The 22,882-nt window shown below is 69.9% G+C and carries 18 protein-coding genes and 1 tRNA gene; 9 read left to right on the forward strand and 10 right to left on the reverse strand.

The window, feature by feature from the left end; translation table 11 throughout:
• Positions 1-54 precede the first annotated feature (54 nt).
• Together UAJ10_RS14540 and UAJ10_RS14545 are read right to left on the reverse strand one after the other, a co-directional pair.
• The gene (locus UAJ10_RS14540; protein ID WP_322916008.1) at positions 55-735 is read right to left on the reverse strand and encodes an MT-A70 family methyltransferase; all 681 of its coding nucleotides are present in this window, start codon (positions 733-735) and stop codon (positions 55-57) included.
• 435 nt (positions 736-1,170) lie between these two features.
• Positions 1,171-2,115, reverse strand: a complete 945-nt coding sequence (locus UAJ10_RS14545; protein ID WP_322916009.1) for a uracil-DNA glycosylase — start codon at positions 2,113-2,115, stop codon at positions 1,171-1,173.
• A gap of 155 nt (positions 2,116-2,270) precedes the next feature.
• On the opposite strand from UAJ10_RS14545, the gene UAJ10_RS14550 reads away from it, so the two are divergent.
• From UAJ10_RS14550 to UAJ10_RS14560, 3 genes are all read left to right on the forward strand, one after another.
• Positions 2,271-3,932 (forward strand): electron transfer flavoprotein-ubiquinone oxidoreductase, encoded by a 1,662-nt coding sequence (locus UAJ10_RS14550; protein ID WP_322916010.1) that lies wholly within the window; start codon positions 2,271-2,273, stop codon positions 3,930-3,932.
• A 157-nt stretch (positions 3,933-4,089) separates the two neighbouring features.
• Positions 4,090-5,787 (forward strand): tetratricopeptide repeat protein, encoded by a 1,698-nt coding sequence (locus tag UAJ10_RS14555; protein ID WP_322916011.1) that lies wholly within the window; start codon positions 4,090-4,092, stop codon positions 5,785-5,787.
• A gap of 36 nt (positions 5,788-5,823) precedes the next feature.
• The gene (locus tag UAJ10_RS14560; protein WP_322916012.1) at positions 5,824-6,723 is read left to right on the forward strand and encodes a 4-(cytidine 5'-diphospho)-2-C-methyl-D-erythritol kinase; all 900 of its coding nucleotides are present in this window, start codon (positions 5,824-5,826) and stop codon (positions 6,721-6,723) included.
• A 3-nt stretch (positions 6,724-6,726) separates the two neighbouring features.
• Here UAJ10_RS14560 and UAJ10_RS14565 read toward each other — a convergent pair whose 3' ends face one another.
• Positions 6,727-7,662, reverse strand: a complete 936-nt coding sequence (locus tag UAJ10_RS14565) for an SEL1-like repeat protein (protein ID WP_322916013.1) — start codon at positions 7,660-7,662, stop codon at positions 6,727-6,729.
• Positions 7,663-7,812: 150 nt separating this feature from the next.
• Between UAJ10_RS14565 and UAJ10_RS14570 the strand changes: the two genes are divergently transcribed.
• From UAJ10_RS14570 to UAJ10_RS14580, 3 genes are all read left to right on the forward strand, one after another.
• Positions 7,813-7,887 (forward strand) — tRNA-Gln (locus UAJ10_RS14570).
• Positions 7,888-8,414: 527 nt separating this feature from the next.
• Entirely contained in the window at positions 8,415-9,635 is a 1,221-nt protein-coding gene (locus tag UAJ10_RS14575; RefSeq protein ID WP_322916014.1) for a hypothetical protein, read from the forward strand.
• A gap of 207 nt (positions 9,636-9,842) precedes the next feature.
• Positions 9,843-10,871 carry a hypothetical protein gene (locus UAJ10_RS14580; RefSeq protein ID WP_322916015.1) on the forward strand — a complete coding sequence of 343 codons (1,029 nt, stop codon included), beginning with the start codon at positions 9,843-9,845 and terminating at the stop codon, positions 10,869-10,871.
• 36 nt (positions 10,872-10,907) lie between these two features.
• Here UAJ10_RS14580 and UAJ10_RS14585 read toward each other — a convergent pair whose 3' ends face one another.
• Genes UAJ10_RS14585 through UAJ10_RS14605 form a run of 5 tightly spaced genes read right to left on the reverse strand, consistent with a single transcriptional unit; the run spans position 10,908 to position 17,760 of the window.
• Entirely contained in the window at positions 10,908-13,028 is a 2,121-nt protein-coding gene (locus tag UAJ10_RS14585; protein WP_322916016.1) for a hypothetical protein, read from the reverse strand.
• Positions 13,025-15,781, reverse strand: a complete 2,757-nt coding sequence (locus tag UAJ10_RS14590) for a DUF4159 domain-containing protein (RefSeq protein ID WP_322916017.1) — start codon at positions 15,779-15,781, stop codon at positions 13,025-13,027. The genes UAJ10_RS14585 and UAJ10_RS14590 overlap by 4 nt, the downstream gene beginning before the upstream one ends.
• Entirely contained in the window at positions 15,781-16,338 is a 558-nt protein-coding gene (locus UAJ10_RS14595) for a DUF58 domain-containing protein (RefSeq protein WP_322916018.1), read from the reverse strand. The genes UAJ10_RS14590 and UAJ10_RS14595 overlap by 1 nt, the downstream gene beginning before the upstream one ends.
• Positions 16,338-16,763, reverse strand: a complete 426-nt coding sequence (locus UAJ10_RS14600) for a DUF58 domain-containing protein (protein ID WP_322916019.1) — start codon at positions 16,761-16,763, stop codon at positions 16,338-16,340. Before UAJ10_RS14600 ends, UAJ10_RS14595 begins: the two co-directional genes overlap by 1 nt.
• 34 nt (positions 16,764-16,797) lie before the next feature.
• Entirely contained in the window at positions 16,798-17,760 is a 963-nt protein-coding gene (locus UAJ10_RS14605) for an AAA family ATPase (protein ID WP_416235395.1), read from the reverse strand.
• Positions 17,761-17,991: 231 nt separating this feature from the next.
• On the opposite strand from UAJ10_RS14605, the gene UAJ10_RS14610 reads away from it, so the two are divergent.
• The 3 genes from UAJ10_RS14610 to UAJ10_RS14620 all read left to right on the forward strand — a co-directional run bounded on the left by UAJ10_RS14610 (position 17,992) and on the right by UAJ10_RS14620 (position 20,532).
• Entirely contained in the window at positions 17,992-18,642 is a 651-nt protein-coding gene (locus UAJ10_RS14610) for a DUF1285 domain-containing protein (protein WP_322916020.1), read from the forward strand.
• Positions 18,639-19,295, forward strand: a complete 657-nt coding sequence (locus tag UAJ10_RS14615; RefSeq protein ID WP_322916021.1) for a CoA pyrophosphatase — start codon at positions 18,639-18,641, stop codon at positions 19,293-19,295. Before UAJ10_RS14610 ends, UAJ10_RS14615 begins: the two co-directional genes overlap by 4 nt.
• Before the next feature lie 91 nt (positions 19,296-19,386).
• The gene (locus UAJ10_RS14620; protein ID WP_322916022.1) at positions 19,387-20,532 is read left to right on the forward strand and encodes a CCA tRNA nucleotidyltransferase; all 1,146 of its coding nucleotides are present in this window, start codon (positions 19,387-19,389) and stop codon (positions 20,530-20,532) included.
• A gap of 167 nt (positions 20,533-20,699) precedes the next feature.
• On the opposite strand, the gene UAJ10_RS14625 is transcribed toward UAJ10_RS14620, so the two are convergent.
• Entirely contained in the window at positions 20,700-21,143 is a 444-nt protein-coding gene (locus tag UAJ10_RS14625; RefSeq protein ID WP_322916023.1) for a c-type cytochrome, read from the reverse strand.
• Between the two features lie 23 nt (positions 21,144-21,166).
• Positions 21,167-22,753: an NAD(P)/FAD-dependent oxidoreductase gene (locus UAJ10_RS14630; RefSeq protein WP_322916024.1), complete on the reverse strand. Its 1,587-nt coding sequence runs from the start codon at positions 22,751-22,753 to the stop codon at positions 21,167-21,169.
• Positions 22,754-22,882 lie beyond the last annotated feature (129 nt).

Here is a 22,882-nt window from a genome sequence, read left to right on the forward strand (position 1 = left end):
GATCGTCATCCACGGTATCCGCCACACGGCCCGGCGTCCGGGCGAAGACTGAGCCTACTCCGCCGCCGCCACGCGGCGCTGGGTGGCGGAGTTGTGGGCGTAGGTGTCCCAGGTGGGCTCATAGCTGTCGTCGGCCTGGTTGCCCCACACGGTCCATTTGGGCCGGGCGCCGCGGGCGAACATTTCCAGATAGGGGCCGGGGCTGCACGCCTCGATCAGGTCATACTGCTCATCGGGCTTGCGCGAATGCTCGCGCTTGCGCGTGCCCAGGTAGTTCACCTGGGTGCGGCCGGGGTCGAGCGTGCGGGCGTTCTTGCCGCGCACGCCGAACAGGATCAGCTCGGTGACGTTGCGGAAGTAGAAGCCCACGCCGCGTCCGTCCGACCCGCCGTCCTTGCGCAGCTTATGCCACACCAGGTTGGTCTTGTACTGGAAGCCCCAGGCCTGCATGACCTGCAGCCCTTCCGGCAGCAGGGCGTTGGGGACCCACAGGTACAGGTGCGCCGTATCGGCCAGCACCTTGGAGACCGGCAGGGCGCAAATCTCCTCCACCGACATGGTGCCATAGCGCGACAGGCGGTGATGCTCCGGCGCCATCTTGCCGGTGCGGTTCACGAAGCGCCAGGGCGGGTCGGCCAGCACGGTGGCGAAGCGCTTCTTGCCGGCCACGGCCAACAGGTCGCGCGCCGGGTCCAGGTCAGGCGTGGCGGGGGAGGAATCAAGCGGGGACGTCATGGGGCCATGCTGCCTATCGCGGTGCGGCCCGTCAATCATCGGCCTAAGAACATATGTAGAACATGGGCCACCCTGAAACGCAAGGCCGCCCCGCTGCTAAACGTCAATGACACCCCCAACCCAAGCATTTGAATCGTCTTGTCCCTTCCAAGCCTGATGTTTCCCGGCCTGGGTTGGCTCCAAAGTGAAAATTATACGCCCAGGATGAACGGAGCCTTCCTCAGCTATTTTGAAGCTCAGGACAGTCCCGCCAAAATAAGATGGAGAGGATTTCTTCTCATGCAGGAATAGAGTTCCACCGACTAGCCGTTGTGCTTCTTCGGGCTGAACAGGCCAATACCCACTCTCGTATACATTTCCTGAAATATGGCTCACGTATAAGCGATCCCTGCACAGGACATGGAGGCGGGCCATCGATCTCTCCTCGCTTAGGGCTTATATTCTTGGCGGCAGGGCCAGCAGCTTCTGGCGCAGCGACAACAGGTCCCGCCAGGTCTCGCGCTTGGCGCCTGGGTTGCGCAGCAGATAGGCGGGGTGCAGTAGGGCCAGGGCGGGTAGGGGGCGGGTCAGGCCGGGGCTGCCGTAATCGAACCAGCGGCCGCGCAGGCGGGTGATGCCCTCCGTCTTGGCCAGCAGGGTCTTGGCCGAAATGCCGCCCAGGAAGACCAGGATGTCCGGATCCGCGATCTCCACATGCCGCTGGATGAAGGGCAGGCAGGCGGCGATCTCGCTGTCCGTGGGGTTGCGGTTGCCGGGCGGGCGCCAGGGCAGGATGTTGCTGATGTAGACGGCCTTGTCCGCGTCCTCGGCATGGCGGTCCAGGCCGATGGCGGCCAGCATCTTGTCCAGCAGCGCGCCGGCCGGCCCGACGAAGGGCTTGCCCTGCCTGTCCTCCTGCTCCCCCGGCGCTTCACCCACCAGCATGATGCGGGCCTTGGGGTTGCCGTCGGCGAAGACGGTGGAGCTGGCGGTTTGCTTCAGGGGGCAGCCGTCGAAGGCCAGCAGGGCCTTGCGCAACTCCTCCAGCGTGGTGGCGGCCGTGGCGGCGCCGCGGGCGCTGGCCCGGGCCTCGCTCATGCCCAAGGGGCCGTCGGCCCCTGCCATGCCCAGGGGGCCGTTGGCCCCCGCCATGCCCAGCGGGCCGTCGGCTCCCGCCGTGGACGGGACGGCCGGCTGTGCGCCGAAACTTTTTTCCGGGGGTGTGGCGGAACGGCCAGAGGCGGCGTCGGCCGGCCGGCGGGCCGGGGCGGCGTCGCGCGCAGTAGGCGTCCTGCGGCTGGCCACCTGGGTCCAGTCCGTCGGCTGGTCGTTGATCGCTTCGTCGGCACCGATCTCGACCAGCCAGGCCAGATCCGTGACGGCTTTTGCCGTGTCAATCATGATTTGACCCTACCATCGCCGTTGTGTTTCTTCATCAACCGCATGGGGCGAGCGCGCGCGAAAATGACGCGCTCCCTTTAGGGTTCGTCCGCGAGGGCCCGCACACCAGCCACGGAACTCCGCACCGGTAACCAGGGAAGAAGAAGGCGAAAGACATGGAACGGGAGTCGATGGAGTATGACGTCGTCATCGTTGGCGCCGGCCCCTCGGGCTTGTCGGCCGCGATACGGCTGAAGCAGCTGGCCGCCGCCGCGGACAAGGAAATCAGCGTCTGCGTCATCGAAAAGGGATCGGAGGTCGGGGCCCACATCCTGTCGGGCGCCGTCATCGACCCCATTGCCCTGAATGAGCTGATCCCCGACTGGAAAGAGAGGAGCGCGCCGCTCAACACGCCGGTCACCGACGACCGCTTCTACATCCTGACCGAGGTCGGCTCCATGCGCATTCCCAATGCGCTGCTGCCGCCGCTGATGGACAACCACGGCAACTATATCGTCAGCCTGGGCAACGTCTGCCGCTGGTTGGGCGGCCAAGCCGAAGAGCTGGGCGTGGAGATTTACCCCGGCTTCGCCGCGGCCGAGGTGCTGTACCACGACGACGGCTCGGTCAAGGGCATCGCCACCGGCGACATGGGCATCGGCAAGGATGGGGAGCCGACGGACCGCTACACCCCCGGCATGGAGCTGCACGGCAAGTACACGCTGTTCGCCGAGGGCGTGCGCGGCAACCTGTCGAAGGAGCTGATGGCCCGCTTCAACCTGCGCGACGGCGTCGACCCGCAGAAGTACGGCATCGGCATCAAGGAGCTGTGGCAGATCGACCCCGCCAAGCACCGCCAAGGCCTGGTGCTGCACAGCCAGGGCTGGCCGTTGGACAGCAAGACCGGCGGCGGCTCCTTCATGTACCACCTGGAGGACAACCAGGTGGCCATCGGCTTCGTCGTCCACCTGAACTACAGCAACCCCTACCTGTCGCCGTTCGAGGAATTCCAGCGCTTCAAGCAGCATCCGCTGATCCGCCCCTATCTGGAGGGCGGCAAGCGCCTGTCCTATGGCGCCCGCGCCATCAACGAGGGCGGGCTGCAGTCCGTGCCGAAGCTGGCCTTCCCCGGCGGCGCCCTCATCGGCTGCGCCGCCGGCTTCGTGAACCTGCCCCGCATCAAGGGCAGCCACAACGCCATGAAGACGGGCATGCTGGCGGCCGAGGCGGCGTTCGAGCGGCTGGCGGCGGGCGGCGAGGGCCATGACACGCTGGCGGATCTTGAAACCAAGTGGCGCCAGAGCTGGGTCTTCCAGGACCTGTACAAGGTGCGCAACGTGAAGCCCAGCCTGAAGCACGGCATGTGGCTGGGCACGGCGCTGGGCGGCCTGCACATGTGGCTGAACGACCTGAAGCTGGGTTTCCTGGTGGGCTGGACCCAGCACCACGGCAAGCCGGACCATGAAAGCCTGGTGCCGGCGGCCAACGCCAAGAAGATCGTCTATCCCAAGCCGGATGGCGTGATCAGTTTCGACCGGCTGTCCTCGGTGTTCATCTCCAACACCAACCATGAGGAGGACCAGCCGTCGCACCTGAAGCTGAAGGACCCGACCGTCCCCATCGCCTTCAACCTGCCCACTTATGACGAGCCGGCGCAGCGCTACTGCCCCGCCGGGGTGTACGAGGTGACGCGCGACGACAATGGGCAGAACCCGCGCTTCGTCATCAACGCGCAGAACTGCGTGCACTGCAAGACCTGCGACATCAAGGACCCGACCCAGAACATCAACTGGACGGTGCCGGAGGGCGGCGGGGGCCCCAACTATCCCAACATGTGAGCCCGTCTCAGGAAAAGGCGCCCCCACCCGGGCGCCTTTTTCTTTATGACCGGGGCGGTTGTTCCCGCCGCGTTTCCCGATTAGCTTGGGGGCCTGGACCTTAAGAATAGACGGCGGCGATCTCGTGCGGTTTTTGCGGCGGACATCAACGGTAGTCATGGCGGGCCTGCTGACGGCGGCCCTGACCGTGGCTTGGGGCGGTTCCGCCTGGGCGGCCAAGGCGCCGGAGCAGGCGGGCGGTCCCGATCCGCTGGCGGCCTTCGTCGCCGGCAAGGTGGCGCAAGGGGCCGGCGACTGGGCGGCCGCGGCCGACTTCCTGGCCCTCAGCCTCAAGTCCGACCCCGATGACTTGACCCTGTTGCGCCGCGCCGTGCTGATCAATGTCGGCCTGGGGCGGACCAAGGTGGCGCTGCCGCTGGCCAAGCGCCTGGTGGCGGCCAAGGACGGCAATCCGGTGGCCCTGACACTGCTGGCGGCCGACGCGGTGGCGGCGGGGGATGAGCCGGGCGCGCTGCGCGCCATCGACGCCCTGCCCCAGGACGGTTTGGGCACATTCATGCGGCCGCTGGTGACCGCCTGGGTCAAGGCGCGCAAGGGCGACTGGGCGGCCGCCAAGGCGGCGCTGGAACCGCTGGAAGGGCAGCAGTCCTTCCGCGCCATGGCGGCCCTGCACGCCGCCCTGATCGAGGATCTGGCGGGCCACGAGGATGCCGCGCGCAGTTGGTACGCCCAGGCGTCCGATGGCGGCCAGGTGCTTCGCGTCGCCATGCTGCGCGCCAATTTCGAGATGCGCATGGGCCATGCCGACCTGGCGCAGGCGGCGGTGGCGGCCATTCTGCAGGCGGACCCCAAGGGGCCCATGGGCGATGCCGCCCGCGCCCTGCTGTCCCGCCCCCACCCGGGCCGCATGGTGGCCAACGCCACCGAGGGCCTGGCGGAGGCGCTGTTCGACGTGGCCGCCGCCATCAACCAGGAGAAGGTGGCGGAGGTGGCGCTGCTCTACACCCGCCTGGCGTTGCACCTGGATCCGTCGCTGGCCCCCGCCCGCATGCTGGCGGGCGAGACGCTGACGGAAATGAACCGCGACCAGGAGGCCGCGGCCGAATACGCCGCCGTGGTCGCCGACCTGGGCATGAAGACGGGGGAAAAGGCGGACGTGGGCCTGCTGTGGGCGGCGCGGCTGCGCCAGGCCGACGCGCTGGCCCGCCTGGACAAGAACCAGGAGGCCGCCGGCATCCTGAGGGCCATGGCGTCCGAGCGGCCGGACCGCAGCGACGCCCTGGTCCGCCTGGGCGATCTGCTGCGCGCCGACCATAAGCTGCCCGAGGCCCTGACCGCCTACAACCAGGCCATCGAGCGCCTGGGCGGCCGCCCGAATGGCGGCGACTGGTTCCTTTACTACGCCCGCGCCACGGTGCAGGACCAGATGGGGCACTGGCCGGAGGCCGAGTCCGACCTGTTGCGCGCCCTGCAGCTGCAGCCCAACCAGCCGGGTGTCCTGAATTACCTGGGTTATGCCTGGTCGGAAAAGGGTGTGAAGCTGGACCAGGCCCGCCAGCTGCTGGAGCAAGCGGTGAAGCTGCGCCCCAACGACGGCGCCATCATCGACAGCCTGGGCTGGGCCAGGTACCGCGCCGGCGACATCCCCGGCGCGGTTGAGCTGCTGGAACGGGCGGCGGAGCTGAAGTCCCGCGACCCGGCCATCAACGACCACCTGGGCGACGCTTACTGGGCCACCGGCCGCCGGTTGGAGGCGCACTACCAATGGCAGCGCGCCGCGCGCGAGAACCCGGAGGACAGCTTGAAGGCGGCCCTGGATGAAAAGCTGAAGCGCGACCCCGCCGCACCCCGATAATTCCGATATCCAAGATTTGTTGAAGGACCTATCCCCGTGACCACGGTAAGCGCCGCCGCCGCCGCCAAGCTGAACCTGTACCTGCATGTGCTGGGCAAGCGGCCCGACGGCTATCATGAGCTGGATAGCCTGGTGGTGTTCGCCACCGCCCACGACCTGATCACCGTGACCGAGGCGCCGGGCTTCAGCCTGGCCATCGACGGCCCCTTCGGCAGCACCCTGGTGGCCGAGGGCACGGGCCGCAACCTGGTGTCGCGCGCGGCCCACGCCCTGGCCGACGTGCTGGGCCGCGACCCGCACGTCGCCATCCGCCTGACCAAGAACCTGCCGGTGGCCTCCGGCATCGGCGGCGGCTCGGCCGACGCCGCCGCCACGCTGAAGGCTCTGGCCGAGCTGTGGGGCGTGGCGCAGGACGATCCCCGCCTGGTGGAACTGGCCCCCACGCTGGGCGCCGATGTGCCCGTGTGCCTGTTCGGCCGAACCGCCTATTTCGGCGGGGCGGGGGAGCAGGTGGTGGCGGGCCCCACTCTGCCGCCGGCCGCCCTGCTGCTGGTGAACCCCGGTGTGCATATGCCGACCAAGGATGTCTTCGCCGCCCGGACCGGGGCGTGGTCCGCCGCCGGCCGGCTGGAGCGCGATCCCGTGGACGTGACCGACTTCGCCCACCTGCTGCGGGCGCGGGGTAATGACTTGGGTGCCGCGGCGGAAAGCCTGTCGCCCGCCATCACCGAGGTGCTGGCCGCCCTGGACGCCACGCCGGGCTGTCTGCTGGCCCGCATGTCGGGCAGCGGCGCCACCTGCATCGGCCTCTATGCCGATGTGGAGGCCGCGGCCGCCGCCGCCGCCCTGATCAACCGCGTGCGGCCCACCTGGTGGGTCAAGGCCACCGCCCTGCTGCCGGAGGTGCCGGCGGCCGAGGTGGTCGCGGACGCCTGAAGGTCAGCGCCGGCTCAATTTCGCCAGCAACTCGCGGCTCGGCCAGCCGTCCGGCGGCGGGGCCGTCTCGTCCCAAACCGCCGGATGCGCCACCTCATAGGCCAGGATGGCGTTGGCGGTGCGGGCGCCCAGGCGGCCGTCCGCCGGCCCGTGCAGGTATCCCAGGTCGCGCAGGCGCCACTGGATCAGGCGCAGACCGTCCGCGCCGACGGTGGCCGGCGGCGTGCGCGGCTGGCCGGGGACGGGCTTGGGCGGCGGCTTGACGGTCGCGGGGTCCTGCGACTGCGCCGCCAGGCCGATGCCCACCACCTGTGGGGACGGCCCGCCGTGCTGGAGACGGGCCAGGGCCTGGGCGGCCGCGATGTCGCCCTTGGCCGCCGCCTCGCCGTACAGGCGCACCGCGCCGTCCCGGTCGTGATCGCGTTCGGCCAGCGCCCCCAGCCGCTCCAGCGCCAGCACCAGCCCACCCTCGGCGGCGCGGTGGTACCAGCGGACGGCCTGCGGCGTGTCGGCTGGGACATCCACGCCCTCGTCATACAGCAGGGCCAGATTGAACTGCGATTGGGCATCGCCCAGGTCGGCGGCGCAGCGGTACCAGGGCAGGGCGGCGGTGACGTTCTCCGGCCAGCCCATGCCACCGGCCTCCAGCGTGCCCAAGGCGGCGCAGGCCCGCCGGCGGATGTCCTTGTCCGGGGCGGCGGTGGCCAGGCGGTACCAGGCGCTGGCCCGGGCCACGTCGGTGGGGCGGTCAAACGGGACGTCGCCATAGGCGTCGGCGAGATCCAGTTGCGCCTGGGCGTCGCCGGCGCGCGCCCGGGCGTCCAGCGCCAGCAGGCCGGCGTCGGCGCCGGTGGGCGGGGGTTCCGGGTCCGGGGCCGCCAAGGCGGTGCCGGCCAGCAGCAGGATGGCCAGGGCGGGGATATACGGCGGGAGGGACATGGGATGGCCGGGTGAAGGAGGGTGCCGCCATAGTGCCACGCCGGGGGATGGGCGCCAGCGCTTCGCGGGAAAGGTCTGGGCGATTTGGGGCGTTGCGTCCGCCGGGCTTTCTGATTATGGTGCCGCCCTCCCTGACGGGAGGCCCGGTGATGGGGCGTCGCCAAGCGGTAAGGCAGCGGATTTTGATTCCGCCATGCGGAGGTTCGATCCCTCCCGCCCCAGCCATCTCCCCCGGCCATTCTGTCGATTCATAGGATAGGCGCGCCACTTTGGCGTGTATTACTGCCGACGCGGCCAGCGCGATTGGCGTGGGGCTCGCCTATACTGCGCGATTCGAGGACGGCGCGGTGCTGGTGGGACGCGATGTCAGGATTTGTCAAATTTTAGGTATCGTCTCCGCCTCTTCCAAAGTATTATTGCCGCAAGGATAGGTTTGCCTGTCGGGGGCGCCATCCTGAGGGATAGCGGGATATTGAATTGGCCAAAGTATCGGCCATGATATCCTGTAAGGGAAGGTTGTGCGCGGATGGCCCGGGGGACGCGGCGGCGATGCAGCCCCAGCCCATGAGCGCCGGCGATGAACATGTGTCGGGTTGCTTCGGGCTCAAGGGCGTGGGCCCGGTCCACTGTGGAAAAGTTGCGCGTCCTAGTTGTTGCCCGGGGCCTTGGAAGCATCCGGTTGCGGAGATGAGATGAATCGTCCGAATGCGCCGAAACGGGATTGGGTCCGGGTAAAGCCCGGCGAGCGTCCGGTGGCGTTGCCTGAAAAGCCGGAATACGACGATCAGAAGCTGTTGACCCTGCTGCAATCCGCCAAGCGGGAACTGCAGGGCCTGCGTCTCATCCACCTGCATCTGTCCCTGCTGAAGGACAAGAGCAACCTCGACCTCATGTCCATCAAGCGGGCCATGCAGGAGACGGCGGACAATTCGTCGTACCTGCAGGTCTTCAACCTGTCCAACGACGACGTCATCGTCCTTTACAAGGGCATCAAGTTCTCGCTGATCAGCGACGTCTGCTCCAAGATCGAAAAGCTGCTGCTGTCGCGCACGACGATGACGAAGCAGAATCCCTACCGGGAAGACAGCCTCTATTCGATCATGGAGCTGTCGCTCAACTTCGTCAGTGTCATCCGCTTCATCGAAGGCCTGCAGAAGGGCGAGGGCGGCGACGCGCCGGTGGAGCAGACCAAGCCCCCCATCACGCTGGAGGAACTGGGCAAGATCGAACGCGCCGTGCAGATGTTCGACCTGTCGCCCTTCATGCTGAACCAGCCGGTGGTGAACATCCAGAACCCCACCGAGAACGAGTACGAGTATTTCGAGCTCTACATCGCCATCAAGGCGCTGGAGGAGCGGCTGTCGCCCGACTTCGACATCACCGCCAACCGCTGGCTGTTCAGCTACTTCACCTCTCAGCTGGACCTGTCGGTCCTGCGCGCGCTGAACTACGGCGTTGACTTCCTGCGCGGCAAGCGGCTGGGCCTGAACCTGAACCTGGCCACCATCCTGTCGGCCAGCTTCGTGAAGTTCGATGAGCGGTTGACGACGGATCTGCGGGGCAACGTCATCCTGGAAATCAACAAGACCGACCTGATCGAGAACGTCTCGATGTACAAGGAGGTCGTCGATTTCGCCGCCACCCGTGGCTACAAGATCTGCATCGACGGGCTGAACGACTTCTGGGTCACCCATATGGACCTGGAATACATGGCCTGCGATTACGCCAAGATCATCTGGTCCCCTGACATGGAAAGCATGACGGAGGAGGAGATCGAGGCGCTGCAGGAAAAGGTGCGGCAGCAGGAAAACTGCCGTTACATCCTGGCCCGCTGCGGCACCGTCTCCGGCCTCATCTGGGCGGAGAAGATGGGCATCAGCCTGGTGCAGGGCCGCGTCATCGACAACATCCTGCGCAAGAGTGTCCTGGTGCGGGACGCGCTGAAGACGGCGCAGGTGATGAACGACGACTGATAGGCGACTCCCGGCCGGCTTATGCCGCCGCCGGCTTAACGGTCTGGTAAGCGACCCTCATTAAAATGAGGTTATCGCCGGGCCGGCGAATCTGTGTCACCTTCTGCCAAGGGACCATCCGGCCGCGGCCGGGGAACACGCGGACGTTCCCCCCATATGGGCGGGCTATCGGGATGGCGTGTGGGGCGGAACTGGCCGGAGACGATATTGGGACGTGACTATCCGGTGCAGGCGGCCGTGGCCGAGGAAGGCGCTGGCGACGGTGCCGCCGGCGCCTCGCATGCCGCTTCCGGTGAGGCCGAGGCCAGCCGCAGCACGCATTTCATGTTCGAGAACAAGGTGTTCGCCGTTCCCGGCGCCTTCTTCTCCTTCACCCGCGACACCAATGAGGCCGTCTACAACGTCCAGCTGGGCGATGTGTGGGGCAAGATACCCTTCCGCACCCTGCGCGAGGCCTTCGGTATCGACGACAACAGCGCCGACGCCATTCTGCTGGGCGTGGTCGATCGCGGCCTGAAATATGTGAAGACCATCCGCCCCGGTGACAGCATTCCGCGCGAGCTGCTGGACGGCAGCGCGTCGTGGCGGGTGGAAGACAGCCACCTGCAGATCGCGCGCGGCCGCATCACCGTGCAGCTGGTGTCCTGGATCACCGGCAAGGAAACACTGATCACCGACCGCGGCCAGCTGGAACAGGTGGTGGAGGACCCGCAAACCAAGCAACGCGCCCAGCAGGCCTTCAGCGAACTGGCCCGCCGTTTCGGCGTGCCCGACGACCGCAAGCAGGAGATCGTGGACAAGGTCGAGTCGATCGCCCGCGAGCTGTCCTATATCGAGGCGCTGCGCGACCGCTACGGCCAGGTGCAGCAGATCATCGCCGGCCTGGCGCAGGCCGGCCGCATCTACAAGACCGACCGCCAGCTGCAGGCCGACCTGACCCGCATGATGGCCCTGGTCAAGCAGCCCATCCTGGATTTCGAGGACATCTTCGGCCAGCTGGACGCCCAGACCGGCGAGATCATGGCGGTGCTGAAATCCTACGACAGCCAGGTGGCCTTCATCCGCCGCATGCGCGATGAGCTGCACACCCGCCTCATGCTGTGGGACGACCTCATCTACGCCTGGGACGGCGAGCCGATGGAGCGCGGCCCCGAACTGGAGGCGCGCCTGAAGAAGACTTACCAGTTCCTGGCCCAGCACTTCCTGGTGACCAAGGTCTGGCAACGGGGCGCGTGAAGCGGCGTGAAGCGCCGCATGCACCCATAATCCACCTCAACGCCCCTCGCGTCGCCAGCCCAGGACCAGCAGGGCGGCCAGGACCAGCAGGGCCAGCCATGCCGGCACCAGGGGCACGCGGGCGACGCCGGTGACGGTGTAGTCGCCGTTGGCGCGCAGGCCCAGCCAGGCGCCGCCGGCGGCGTTCTGCCCGGGGCCTACCCGGCGAAGGTCGGGCAGGCCGTCGGCGCCGGATCCATCCACCAGCCAGAACACGCCGCCGCCGGTGGCCTTGGCCAGCGGGGCCAGGCGGTCGGAGGTGGTGCGCATGTCGGCCAGTTCCGGCGGGTTCAGGGCGCCGACCACGGCCAGGGCGGTGCGGTCGCCGTCCTTCACCCGCCACAGGCCGGGCTCGGTCGCCGCCAGGCTGCCGCGCGCGACACCGTCGGGGCTGTCGGCCAGGGGCAGGCTGGTGACGGTGTCGCTGGGGGACCGCACCTCCACCGGGTCGGCGTCCGGCTTCAGGGAGCGGCGTTCCACCACCAGGTGGTCGCCGTCCACGTGCGCCTTGAGGTCGTCCTCCTCCAGCGCGGGTTCCTTCATCAGCCAGTGAGCCAGGCGGCGCAGCAGTTCCGCCGCCGGCCCGCCACCCTCGAAGCCGCGCGACCACAGCCACATATGGTCCGACGCGATCTGGGCCACGCGGCCCTTGCCCACGCGGTCCAGCACCACCAGCGGCTGGTTGTTGGCGCCGTTCATCACCACCGTGCCCTGGCGCGGCACGATGTCGATCTGGCGGAACCAGCGCCCCCAGGGGGCCTTCTGCTGGTTCCCCTGGGCCGGCGCCGCCTCGCCATAACCGTCCAGGCCGGCCGTGACGGGATGGCGGCGGCCGGCCTCGGTCAGGGTGGGGGTGTAGGGTTGCTCGGTCACCGTGCCCGTGGGTTCGCCCGGCAGGATGTCGCCCAGCGGCGTGCGGTACAGCGACAGCGGCGTGGCGTAGGCGGGGCCGCTGGCTTCCAGGAAGGCGCCGCCGTTGCGCACATATTCCGCGATGTTGGCCAGATAACCCATGGGCAGGACGTTGCGCTGGCGATAGCGATCGAAGATGACGAGGTCGAAATCGTTCAGCTTCACCTCGAACAGTTCGCGGATGGGGAACTGGATCAGCGACAGCTCGCGGATGGGCGTGCTGTCGGATTTCTCCTGCGAGCGCAGGATGGTGAAGTGCACCAGGTCCACCGCCGGGTCGGCCTTCAAGAGGTCACGCCAGGTGCGCTCGCCCGCGTGGGGCTCGCCCGATACCAGCAGCACGCGCAGCCGATCGCGCACGCCGTTGACGATGAAGGCGGTGCGGTTGTTGGCCATGGACAGCTCGGCCGGGCCGGCGTTGACCGACAGTTCCAGCAGGTTGGGCCCGCCATGGCCCACGGTGATGGTCAGGGGCACGTCCTCCCCCACCGGCACGGGCACCTGCCGGTCCGGCTGGCCGTCCTGGCGGATGGTCAGCAGGGCGCCGTCCGCGCCCTTTCCCGCCGGCAGATCCTCCACCCGCACGGTGGCCGTCACCGTCTTGCCGACGATGCCATAGCTGGGGCCGCGCACCAGCACCAGCCGGCGGTCGCCCTCGCCATGCTCTCCCGTCAGCAGAGTGTGCACGGGGCCCAGGTCGGCCAGGCCCTCCGGCTTCTCCGGCACGTCATGCACTTGGCCGTCGGTCAGCAGGATGGCGCCGGCCAGGCGGCGGCGGGGCACGTCGGCCACGGCCTGGGTCAGGGCGTCGATGGCCCGCGTCTCCTCCCCCTTGCCGCCGGCGGTGGAGGTGCCGGTCTCCACCACCCGCAGGTCCAGGTCGGGCGCCTGGGACAGCTTGGCCTTGAGGGCGGCCAGGGCGGCGTCGGTGCGTTCCTTGCGGTGGCCCACGCCCTGGCTGGCGGAGGTGTCGACCACCACCACGGCCACGTCCTTCAGCGGGTGGCGGTCCTCCCGCACCAGGGCGGGGTCCAGCAGCAGCAGGGCCAGCGCCACCAGGGTGACCGCGCGCCAAGTCAGGCCGCGCGCCCGGCGCCAGGCCATGAGGGCCAGGCCGATGAGCGACAAGGCGCCCAGGACGATCAGAAGCCAAAGGGGCAGCAGCGGTTCGAAACTGAGGCTGAGGCCGGAAAACAGGTTCATCATTGGCCTAGCCGCTCCAGGATGGCCGGCACGTGCACCTGGTCGGCCTTATAGTTGCCGGTCAGGGCGTACATCACCAGGTTGATGCCGAAGCGGTAGGCCATCTCGCGCTGGCGTTCCCCGCCCGGCACCACGGCGTTCAGCGGACGGCCCTGGCCGTCGACGGCCCAGGCGCCGGCCCAGTCGTTACCGCCGACCAGCACGGGCGAGACGCCATCGTTCACACGCCCCTCCGACGCTTCCGCCCATACCTGCCCCCCCGCCTGGCGGCCGGGAAAGTCCTGCATCAGGAAGAAGGTGCGGCCCAGCACGTGCTCCGGCCCCACCGGGGCCAGGGGCGGGATGTCCAGGCCGTGGGTCAGGTCGCGCAGGCGGGCCTGGACGCCCGCGTCCGGGGCGCCCTGGTCGCGGGTGTCGAACAGGATCATGCCGCCGGCGTGCAGGTATTGGTTCAGCTTGGCCACCGCGGCGTCGGACGGGGCGGCCTGGCCCGGCGTCACCACCCAGTACAGCAGGGGGAACAGGGCCAAATCGTCCTTCTCCACGTTCACGCTCATGGCGCCCGCCACCTCCACCGCCGTGCGGCGGTTCAGCTGCTGGCCCAGGCCCAGCAGGCCGGCCTTGGTGGTGGCGTCGGCGGCGCGGTCGCCCGTCTCGACATAGGCCAGCCAGTTGGCGGTGGTGGCCTTCACGATCTCATCGTCCGGCGTGGCGGCGTGCCCGCGCGGGCCGGCCAACACGGTCGCCAGCGCCAGCGCGGCCGCCGCCGCCCCTCGGCGCCAACGTCCATTGGGCCGTAACGAAGTTGGCAATAGGCCGCGCACCAGCAGCGACAGGAACAGGTCGGCCACCCACAGCGCCGCCGCCAGCCCCAGGAACCAGGGGCGCAGGTCCGTTTCCCGCGTGCCGCCGAAGCCTTGGTAGGCGACGCCGGCCAGCGGCTCCATGGGCACCAGCGGCGCCACGGACCCGGCCAGGTTCAGGGCGCGGCGCCGGTCGCCCACGCCGTAATAGCCCGGCGGGTGCAGCGGCCCCACCGGGGTGGCGCTGGCCCCATCCTTGCCCTCGGGCTCCAGCGGCTGGGCCACGGCGGAGGGGGCGACCAGCCGGCCCTGGCCGTCCAGCAGCGACAGGGGCGGCAGGGCGCCGCCGGCATTGCCGCCGATGCCGCCGGGCAAGCCGTCGCTGAGGCCCACCAGGCGGCGCAGCATGTCGACATAGAGGCCCGACAGCGCCAGGTTGGACCAAGCGGGGTCGGCGCTGGTGTGCACCAGCGCCAGCCAGCCCTTGCCCCGCCGTTCGCCCGTCACCAGGGGCGTGCCGTCCTCCAGCCGCGCCCAGACCTTGTCGCCCATGTCCGGTCCCGGTTCCGCCAGCACTTGGCGACTCACGGTCACGTCGGGCGGGACCGCCAGGCCGGCGAAGGGGCTCTTGTCGTCGAAGGGCGCCAGGTGTGCCGGCGTGGTCCAGGACAGGGCGCCACCCAGGGAGCGGTCGCCGCCGCGCAGGCGCACGGGCAGCAGGGTCTCCGCGCCGATGGGCTCCGACTCATGGGCCAGGCGAGTGCCGCCGAAGCGCAGCAGCACGCCGCCCTGGTCGATCCAGCGGGCCAGGCGGGCGGTGTCGCTGTCGGTCAGGGCGCCGCTGTCGGGCAGCACCAGGATGGAGACGCCGCCGTCCAGCAACGCGGAAATGGTGCCGCGCCGCACCTCGGCATAGGGGGCCAGGGCCCGGTCCAGGTAGTAGAGGCTGGACAGCAGGGGCTGGTTGTCGCCGCCGGGGCCGGCGGTGGCCAGGCCCACGGGGCGGCGGCGCCAGCGATCGTCCAGCAGCAGGCTGGCGCCCACGCCTGTGCGGTCCTCCAGGTGCAGGCGGACGGCGGCGTTGCGCAGCTCCCCCGGCAGGGTCAGGGGCAGGGTCAGCTGGCGCTGGCCGGGGGCGAAGATGCCCTCCGCCCGGCCCAGGGCGCGGCCATCCTCGCCCAGCGCCTCCACGGCGATGGGTTGGGCCTCGGCCCCCTCGGCCCGCTCCACCGGCACCATCAGGGCGCTAGCGTCGTTATTCGGCGCGCGCACCAGCAAGGGGCCATGGTCGGCGCCGGCCGTCATCACCGTGACGCGGCCCAGGGCGCGCAGGCGGCCGGCCAGCGTGGCCACGCTGCGGTCGTTCAGGCCGTCGGCCAGCCAATAGCTGTCGGCGGCGATACCCACCAGGGGGCCGGTCTTCTGGGCGGTATCCAGGGCCGCCAGGGCCGCGGCGCGGTCGGCGGGCCAGGGCTGCGGCGCCAGGGCCTGCACCAGGCGGCGGGCGGCCGTGGCGCTCATGGGCCCCTGCACCTGCGGCGCCTCGCCGCCGGCGCCGGCGGCGGTGGCCAGCAGCAGGACAGGGCGGTCCTGGCGTTCCGCCTGGGTCACCAGCCGGTCCAGCGCCTGCTGCCGCTCCGGCCAGTCGCGGCCCGCCGCCCAGCCGGTGTCCACCACCAGCAACAGGGGGGCGGTGCCGGTGGCGGACGTGGCGTCGGGGTGCAACAGCGGCCGGGCCAGGCCGATGATCAGCAGGGCGCACAGCGCCAGGCGCAGCACCAGCAGCCACCAGGGCGTGCGCGCCGGCGTCTCCTCCTTCGCGGACAGGCCCAGCAGCAGGCGCAAGGCCGGGAAGGTGACGCGCTTGGGCGCCGGCGGCGTCAGGCGCAACAGCCACCACAGCCCCGGCAGCAGGACCAGGGCCCACAGCACCAGCGGGCTGGCGAAGGCCATCAGACGCCCCCCTCGTTTGTCCAACCGGTGGACGCGTGGGTGACGCCGGAATGGGCGGCCGCGGTCCTGACGCTTTCCTGCGACAGGGCGCCCCACAGGCCCAGCAGCGCGGTCTGCGGCGGCTTGTCGGTGTGGTGCAGGGAGAAGGACCAGCCGCTGGCCCGGGCGATCTGGGCCAGGCCGGCGCGGTGGGCGGCCAGCCGCTCCTGATAGGCGCCGCGCAGGCCGTCCACCCGGGGCACCAGCAGGCGCCGCTCACCCTCCGCAGCTCCCTCGACGGCGCGGAACTCAACCCGTCCCTCGTAGGGCAGCGTCTCCTCGGCCGGGTCCAGGATCTGCAGCAGATGGCCCCGCAAGCCGTGCCCGGCATGGAAGGCGACGGCGGCCTGGATATCCTCCAGCGGCGCCAGCAGGTCGCCCATCAACACCAGCCGCGCGTGGCGGGCCAGGGGCTGGGCCGGGGGCACCGGCGGCGGCGGCGCGGAAGGGGCCCGCGTCAGCGCCAGGGCCAAGGGCTCCAGCGCCGGGCGGCCGGGCAGGGGGCGGGGGCCGCCCATCAGGCCCACGCGCTCCCCCCACGCACCAGCAGGCAGGCCAGGGCCAGGGCCAGCAGGTCGGCGCGCTCCCGCTTCAGCGGCAGCTCCCGGTCCGACCGCCAGTCCATGGACGGGCCGGCGTCGCGCCACAGCCAGACGGTCTGCGCCGCCTCCCACTCGTTTTCCCGCACATAGACGTGGTCGCCCTTGGCCGACTGGCGCCAGTCGATCTGGTCGGTGTCGTCGCCCTGCTGATAGCGGCGGAATTGCCAGAAGGCCTCGCCCGTGCCCACGCGGCGGCGACCGTGCAGGCCGGGCGTCACGGCGGCGGCCACCCGCTCCGCCGCCACCAGCAGGGGCGGCAGGCGCTGGGCCAGGGCGTCGGCGCTATCGCGCAGACGGCCAGCTGCTTGCCCAGGGGCCGCCGGCGCGGGATTCGCCTGCACGGGATTCCGGGGGGCCTTTGGGGGGCGGCGGACATCAGGCCAGCGGCGCGCACAAGCGATCGATGACGGCGTCCAGCGTGACGCCCTCGGCCCGCGCGCTGAAGTTCAGCGCCATGCGGTGGCGCAGCACCGGCTTGGCCAGGGCCACCACGTCGTCGAGGGACGGGGTGTAGCGTCCGTCCATCAGGGCCCGGGCGCGACTGGCCAGCATCAGGGCCTGGGCGGCGCGGGGGCCGGGGCCCCAGGCCACGTGGCGGCGCACCTCCGCCACTTCGCTGGTCTCGGGCCGGCCGCTGCGCACCAGATCCAGGATGCCGTCGACCACGCTGTCGCCCACCGGCACCCGGCGCACCAGGTCCTGCGCCGCCTGCAGTTCCGCCGCCGTCAGCACTGGGCGCACGGCGGCCGCGGTGGCGCCGGTGGTGGCGATCATCATCAGCCGCTCGGCGTCACGTTCGGGATAGGTCACGTCCACCTGCAGCAGGAATTGGTCCAGCTGCGCCTCCGGCAGGGGGTAGGTGCCCTCCTGCTCCAGCGGGTTCTGGGTTGCCAGCACATGGAAGGGGCGGGGCAGGGGGTGGTATTGCCCGGCCACCGAAACCCGGCCTTCCTGCATGGCCTGCAGCAGGGCCGACTGGGTGCGCGGGCTGGCCCGGTTGATCTCATCCGCCATCAGCAGCTGGGCGAAGACGGGGCCGGGGATGAAGCGGAAGGCGCGGCGGCCATGCTCCCCTTCCTCCAGCACTTCGGAGCCCAGGATGTCGGCGGGCATCAGGTCGGGCGTGCACTGCACCCGGCGTTCGTCCAGGCCCAGCACGATGCCCAGCGTTTCCACCAGCCGGGTCTTGGCCAGCCCCGGCACGCCCACCAGCAGCAGGTGGCCGCCCGCCAGCAGGGTGACGAGGCTGAGGTCGATCACCTCTTCCTGACCGAAGATGGCCTGGCCGATCATGGCGCGCACGCTGGCCAGCTTCAGGCCCGTGTTCTCGATGTCCAAAGCCAGGCTCGCATCCGGGTAAACCTGGTCACGGGGCAGGTCGGTGATGCTCAACGCGGGGTCTCCCAAGAGTGCAATTGTTCACCAGCGATGCCAGAACGCCGGCTCCGGGCCTTTATGCCAGCCCCCTTTATGCTAGCTTTGTGGCCGAAATCGGAAAAATTTCCGGTCCCCCCGCATCGGCCGATAGGCTGATGGGACGGACCTTTTGGCTTGATGGTTGATTGCGTCATGACGGAAAGCAAGCCCGATGCCGGTCCTGGAACCGGTCAGGACGCCGCGGACAAACCCGCCACCGCCCCGGAAGGTCCCGCCGATCTGGCCGGCCTGCGGGCGGCGCGGGGCACCGGCGACGGTGCGCCCGACACCCGGCCGGATGAAGGTTACGACATCCGCATCGCCCGCGACGGCACCTGGTTCTACCACGGCAGCCCCATCGGCCGGCTGCCCCTGGTCAAGCTGTTCTCCACCGTCCTGCGGCGGGACGACGCGGGGGACTACTGGCTGATCACCCCGGCGGAGCGGGGCCGCATCCGTGTCGATGACGCGCCCTTCGTGGCGGTGGAGATGCGGCGCGAGGGCGAGGGGCGGGGCCAGGCCCTGTCCTTCCGCACCAACCTGGACCACTGGGTCACGGCCGGGGCGGAGCATCCGATTCGGGTGGCGATCGACCCGGCGACGGGGGAGCCCAGCCCCTACATTCACGTGCGCGGCGATATCGGCCGTGGGTTGGAGGCGCGCTTGAACCGCCCGGTGTTCTATGAGCTGGCCGACATGGCCCTGGCCGCAGAGGGGGCCGCAGAGGGGGCCGAAGAGGGAACCGGCGGCGGCCCGGCCGGGGTGTGGAGCCAGGGCGTCTTCTTCCGGCTGGAGGCGGCATGACGGCGGCGGCGGCGATCCGTCGCGCCTTCGCCCAGGGGTCTCAAGGCGGCCGACACGAAGGTGCCTTCGCGTTCGAAGGCCCGGGCGTCGGCGCCCGGGGCGACCGCGACGGCAACGAAGTGGATGTAGGCGGCGTGTTCGATCCGCCGCCGACGGTGCGCGACGCCGCCGTGCTGGTGCCCCTGGTCGACCGGCCGGAGGGCATGACCGTGCTGCTGACCCAGCGCAGCGCCCACCTGGCGGCCCATGGCGGCCAGATCAGCTTCCCCGGTGGTCGGGTGGAACCGGAGGACACCGACGCCGTGGCCACCGCGCTGCGCGAGACGGAGGAGGAGGTGGGCCTGGCGCCCACCCAGGTGGAGGTGGTGGGCCGGCTGGATACCTACTACACCCGCACCGGCTTCCGCGTCGTGCCGGTGGTGGGCCTGGTCAACCCGCCCTTTTTCCTGCAGCCCGACCCGTTCGAGGTGCAGGAGGTGTTCGAGGTGCCGCTGAGCTTCATCCTGGACCCCGGCAGCCGCCAGCGGCAGTCCCGCGAGTTCAAGGGCGCCCTCCGGCACTTCTGGGTTTTCCCCTATAACGACCGCTACATCTGGGGGGCCACGGCCGGGATGCTGGTGAACCTGTGCGATGTCCTGGGATTGCCCGGCTGACGCCGTCGGTATGTCGTATGTCCTGGGCGCGGTCGTTGCCCCTGCCGCCCGGCCTTGATAAAATTGCGATAAAATACAACCTTAAGGCGTCATGACCTCCGTCCGCTCCCTGGTGCCCACGGGCCCGCTGGCTTCCGTGGCCAGCCGCCGTGTCCTGCAGTCCCTGATGCGCACCGGGCAGGAGGCGCGATTCGTCGGTGGCTGCGTGCGGGATTGCCTGTTGGAAATCCAGGCGGCCGACATCGACATCGCTACCCCCCTGCCGCCGGAGGAGGTGATGCGCCGGCTGAAGGCCGACGGCATCCGCGTCGTGCCCACCGGCCTTAAGCACGGCACCGTCACCGCCATCGTCGGCAACGAGACGTTCGAGATCACCACCCTGCGCCAGGATGTGGAAACCTTCGGCCGCAGCGCGCGGGTGGCCTTCACCGACGACTGGCTGGCCGACGCCGCCCGCCGCGACTTCACCTTCAACGCCATGTCGCTGACCGTGGATGGGGAATTGTACGACCCCTTCGGCGGCGTGCCCGACCTGACGGCGGGGCGCGTCCGCTTCATTGGCGACGCCGAAACCCGAATCCGTGAGGACGTGCTGCGCCTGCTGCGCTTCTTCCGCTTCTACGCCCGCCTGGGCAAGGGCCCGCCGGACACGGCGGCGCTGGACGCCTGCACCCGCCTGGCCCCCCTGGTCGCCGGCCTGTCGGGCGAGCGCGTGCGGGAGGAGCTGCTGAAGCTGCTGGCCACGGATCGCGCCGCCGACGTCTGGCGCATCATGGTCGACCAGGGGATCATGGAGCATGTCCTGCCCCAGGCCGTGGCGGTGGACCGCCTGGCGGCGCTGGACCGGCTGGAGTGGATGGTGGGGGAGACGGAGCCGCTGGCCCGCCTTGCCGCGCTGCTGCCGGCCGGCCCCCTGGCCCACAGCGCGGCGGAGGCGGTGGCCGACCGGCTGCGCTTCTCCAACTTCCAGCGGGACCGGCTGGCGGCCATCGCCGCCCCGGTGGTGGACGTGCACCCCGACCTGCCGTTCAAGTCTCGGCGCATCGCCCTGCACCGCCTGGGGCCGGAGATCTACCGCGCCGTGCTGCTGCTGTCGGCCGCCGCCATGGGCACGCCGGCCTTCGAGCTGTTCGAGCCATTGGCCGAGGCGTCGGCCTGGCAGGAAATCCCCTTCCCCTGCGCGGCCAGGACATCCTGGACAGAGGCCAGGCCCCGGGGCCGGAGGTCGGCCGCCTGATGGGCGAGCTGGAGCGCTGGTGGATCGCCCATGACTTCCAGCCCGACCGCGACGCCTGCCTGGCAGAGCTGGAGCGACGCCTGGCGTCGGCCGCCGCTGGGAAACAATAGGCCCGGAATGGCAGGGATGGGGACGGGATCGAATGGTCCGATCCCGTCCCCGTAGCCTCACCGGGCGGCTTTCACATCCGCCGCCGTGACCGTGTCGGTGTAATGGTTGCCGAAGTGGGTGCGGACGTAGTTCACCACCGCCGCCACCTGGTCGTCGTCCAGGAACTCGCCGATGGGGGGCATGGCTTTCTGCCCGTGCACCACCATGGCGACGGGATAGCCCGCCGCCTCCAGGTTGGCGTTACTGGCCAGGGCGGGGTAGGTGCCGGCGCCGGTGGCGCCCTTGGCGTCCGGCATGTGGCAGCCCTGGCAAATGGCCTGGTACAGGGCGGCGCCGTCCGTCTGGCCGAAATGGCGCGGGCTGGCGAATGCGGCGGAACTGGCGTCCGACGCATGGGCGTGGGCCGGGTGGGGCAGGGTGGTTCCGGCGACGGCGTAGCACAGGGTCAGCAGCGCCGTCAGGCCGGCCGCCTTCACCGCGAAGGTCTTGCGAAAGTTCATGGCGTGTCTCTTCATCGGGGGCGTCAGGCCGTCACGACCCGCTGGTGCAGGCGGCTGATGGCGTCGAGGGAGGACAGGATCGCCCCCTCCTGCCAGCCGGTAATGTAGCTGGCGTGCTCGCCCGCCAGGGCGATGCGCCCGTCCACCTGGCACAGATCCTGGTAATGCGCGGCTCGCGTCTCCTCGGTCCAGGACGCGTGGCAGCCCAGGGTCCAGGGCACGCGGTGCCAGCCCACGGCCACGCCGGTGTCGAACTCCTTGGTGTATTGCGGGTGGATCTGGGCGCCGTAGGCCAGGGCGCGCTTGATGCGCTCCTCCGGCGGCATGGCGGTGTACTCCATGGCGTAGGCGCCGAAGACGTAGGTGCCCAGCAGGACGCCCTTGCCCGGGCTGCCGTAGCCGCTGTTGGGGTAGCCGATCATGGCGATGGGCAGGTCGGTGAAGCTGATGCCGCCGTAGATCGCCTCGTCCTGCTCCCAGAAGCGGCGCTTGAACTGCAGGCCCACCTTGGCCGCCGCCTCATAGGGCACGGCGCTGATGGCGTTGGCCATCTTGGGGCCCACGTTCAGCTTGATCTGGCTCAGCACCGACAGGGGGATGGTGCACAGGCACCAATCGGCCTTGGCCGTCTGCGGCGCCCCGCCCTTCAGCGTGTCGGTGTAGGTGACGGTGACGCCGCGATCGTCCTGATGGATCTCCGTCACCTTGGTGTTGAAGCGGATCAGATCCTTCACCTCCCGCGCCAGGGCGGTGGGGAATTGGTCCATGCCGCCCACCGGCTGGAAGATGGTGGACTGGAACTCATCCCGCAGGCCCATGCCCAGGAAGCGCCACAGGCCACCCTGCATCACGTCGCCGAGGTTGGCGGGGGTGGAGGGCACCGGCGCGCCGTTCACGCCGCCGCCGGGCGCCTTCTCATAACCGCGCACGTTGCTGGACTCCAGGCTGGCGGCATAGGCGTAGTTCTTGTCCAGCCCGCCCCAGGCGCGCAGCGATTCCAGCAGCTTTTCCTGGTCTTCCTTGGTGACCGTGCCGTCCAGGGCGTTCTGGTGGGTCAGCTTGGCCAGCAGCTCCGCCACGTGGCCGTGATAGTCGGCCTGGATCTCGCGGAAGCGCTGCGGCTTGCCGCCATAGGCCTTGGCGGAATGGAGATAGGCGTTGTAGTTGACCTGGTTGAACGGCTCCAGCGCGACGCCGTAGCGGTGGCAGTAATCCAGCACGGCGCGGTGGTGGTAGGGGATGCGCCAGGGGCCGGGGTTGATGTACAGCCCCTTGTCGAAGCCCACCGTCTGCTTGAAGCCGCCCAGCTCGGTATAGGTGTCGCCGCCGCGCAGGGACCAGCTGCGGCCGCCCGCCTTCTCCCGATACTCCAGCACCTGGACCTTGTAGCCCGCCTTGCGCAGCTCGATCGCCGCCACCAGGCCGGCCACACCAGCGCCCAGGATCAGGATGGACGCGCCCTTCGCGTCGCCGTCCAGCTTGATGGGGCCCTTGTAGGTGGTCTCCGCCGCCAGGCCCAGGCTGGTGGCCGCCTGATACATCACGGCGCTGCCCGCCACCGTGCCGATCAGGCTCAGCAGGTCGCGCCTTTTCATGTCCCTGAAACCCATGCCCGTTCCGCCTCCATTATTTTTGAAGTGCGGCGAGCCTCCCCGTCTTATCGGCCCGGCGGCCTTGGTGGCGCCGGTTCGCAGCTGATTGAGTTTATTGGAATAAATGCCTGTTTTTGATGCCCCGCC

Source organism: Nitrospirillum guaranorum, assembly GCF_034653275.1.
GTDB lineage: Bacteria > Pseudomonadota > Alphaproteobacteria > Azospirillales > Azospirillaceae > Nitrospirillum.

What these genes read in the sequence shown, in the direction of transcription:
- UAJ10_RS14540 (WP_322916008.1), bottom strand. Translation starts at nt 735, where the DNA reads ATGACGTCCCCGCTTGATTCCTCCCCCGCCACGCCTGACCTGGACCCG.
- UAJ10_RS14545 (WP_322916009.1), bottom strand. Translation starts at nt 2,115, where the DNA reads ATGATTGACACGGCAAAAGCCGTCACGGATCTGGCCTGGCTGGTCGAG.
- UAJ10_RS14550 (WP_322916010.1), top strand. Translation starts at nt 2,271, where the DNA reads ATGGAACGGGAGTCGATGGAGTATGACGTCGTCATCGTTGGCGCCGGC.
- UAJ10_RS14555 (WP_322916011.1), top strand. Translation starts at nt 4,090, where the DNA reads ATGGCGGGCCTGCTGACGGCGGCCCTGACCGTGGCTTGGGGCGGTTCC.
- UAJ10_RS14565 (WP_322916013.1), bottom strand. Translation starts at nt 7,662, where the DNA reads ATGTCCCTCCCGCCGTATATCCCCGCCCTGGCCATCCTGCTGCTGGCC.
- UAJ10_RS14585 (WP_322916016.1), bottom strand. Translation starts at nt 13,028, where the DNA reads ATGATGAACCTGTTTTCCGGCCTCAGCCTCAGTTTCGAACCGCTGCTG.
- UAJ10_RS14590 (WP_322916017.1), bottom strand. Translation starts at nt 15,781, where the DNA reads ATGGCCTTCGCCAGCCCGCTGGTGCTGTGGGCCCTGGTCCTGCTGCCG.
- UAJ10_RS14595 (WP_322916018.1), bottom strand. Translation starts at nt 16,338, where the DNA reads ATGGGCGGCCCCCGCCCCCTGCCCGGCCGCCCGGCGCTGGAGCCCTTG.
- UAJ10_RS14610 (WP_322916020.1), top strand. Translation starts at nt 17,992, where the DNA reads ATGACGGAAAGCAAGCCCGATGCCGGTCCTGGAACCGGTCAGGACGCC.
- UAJ10_RS14615 (WP_322916021.1), top strand. Translation starts at nt 18,639, where the DNA reads ATGACGGCGGCGGCGGCGATCCGTCGCGCCTTCGCCCAGGGGTCTCAA.
- UAJ10_RS14620 (WP_322916022.1), top strand. Translation starts at nt 19,387, where the DNA reads ATGACCTCCGTCCGCTCCCTGGTGCCCACGGGCCCGCTGGCTTCCGTG.
- UAJ10_RS14625 (WP_322916023.1), bottom strand. Translation starts at nt 21,143, where the DNA reads ATGAACTTTCGCAAGACCTTCGCGGTGAAGGCGGCCGGCCTGACGGCG.
- UAJ10_RS14630 (WP_322916024.1), bottom strand. Translation starts at nt 22,753, where the DNA reads ATGGGTTTCAGGGACATGAAAAGGCGCGACCTGCTGAGCCTGATCGGC.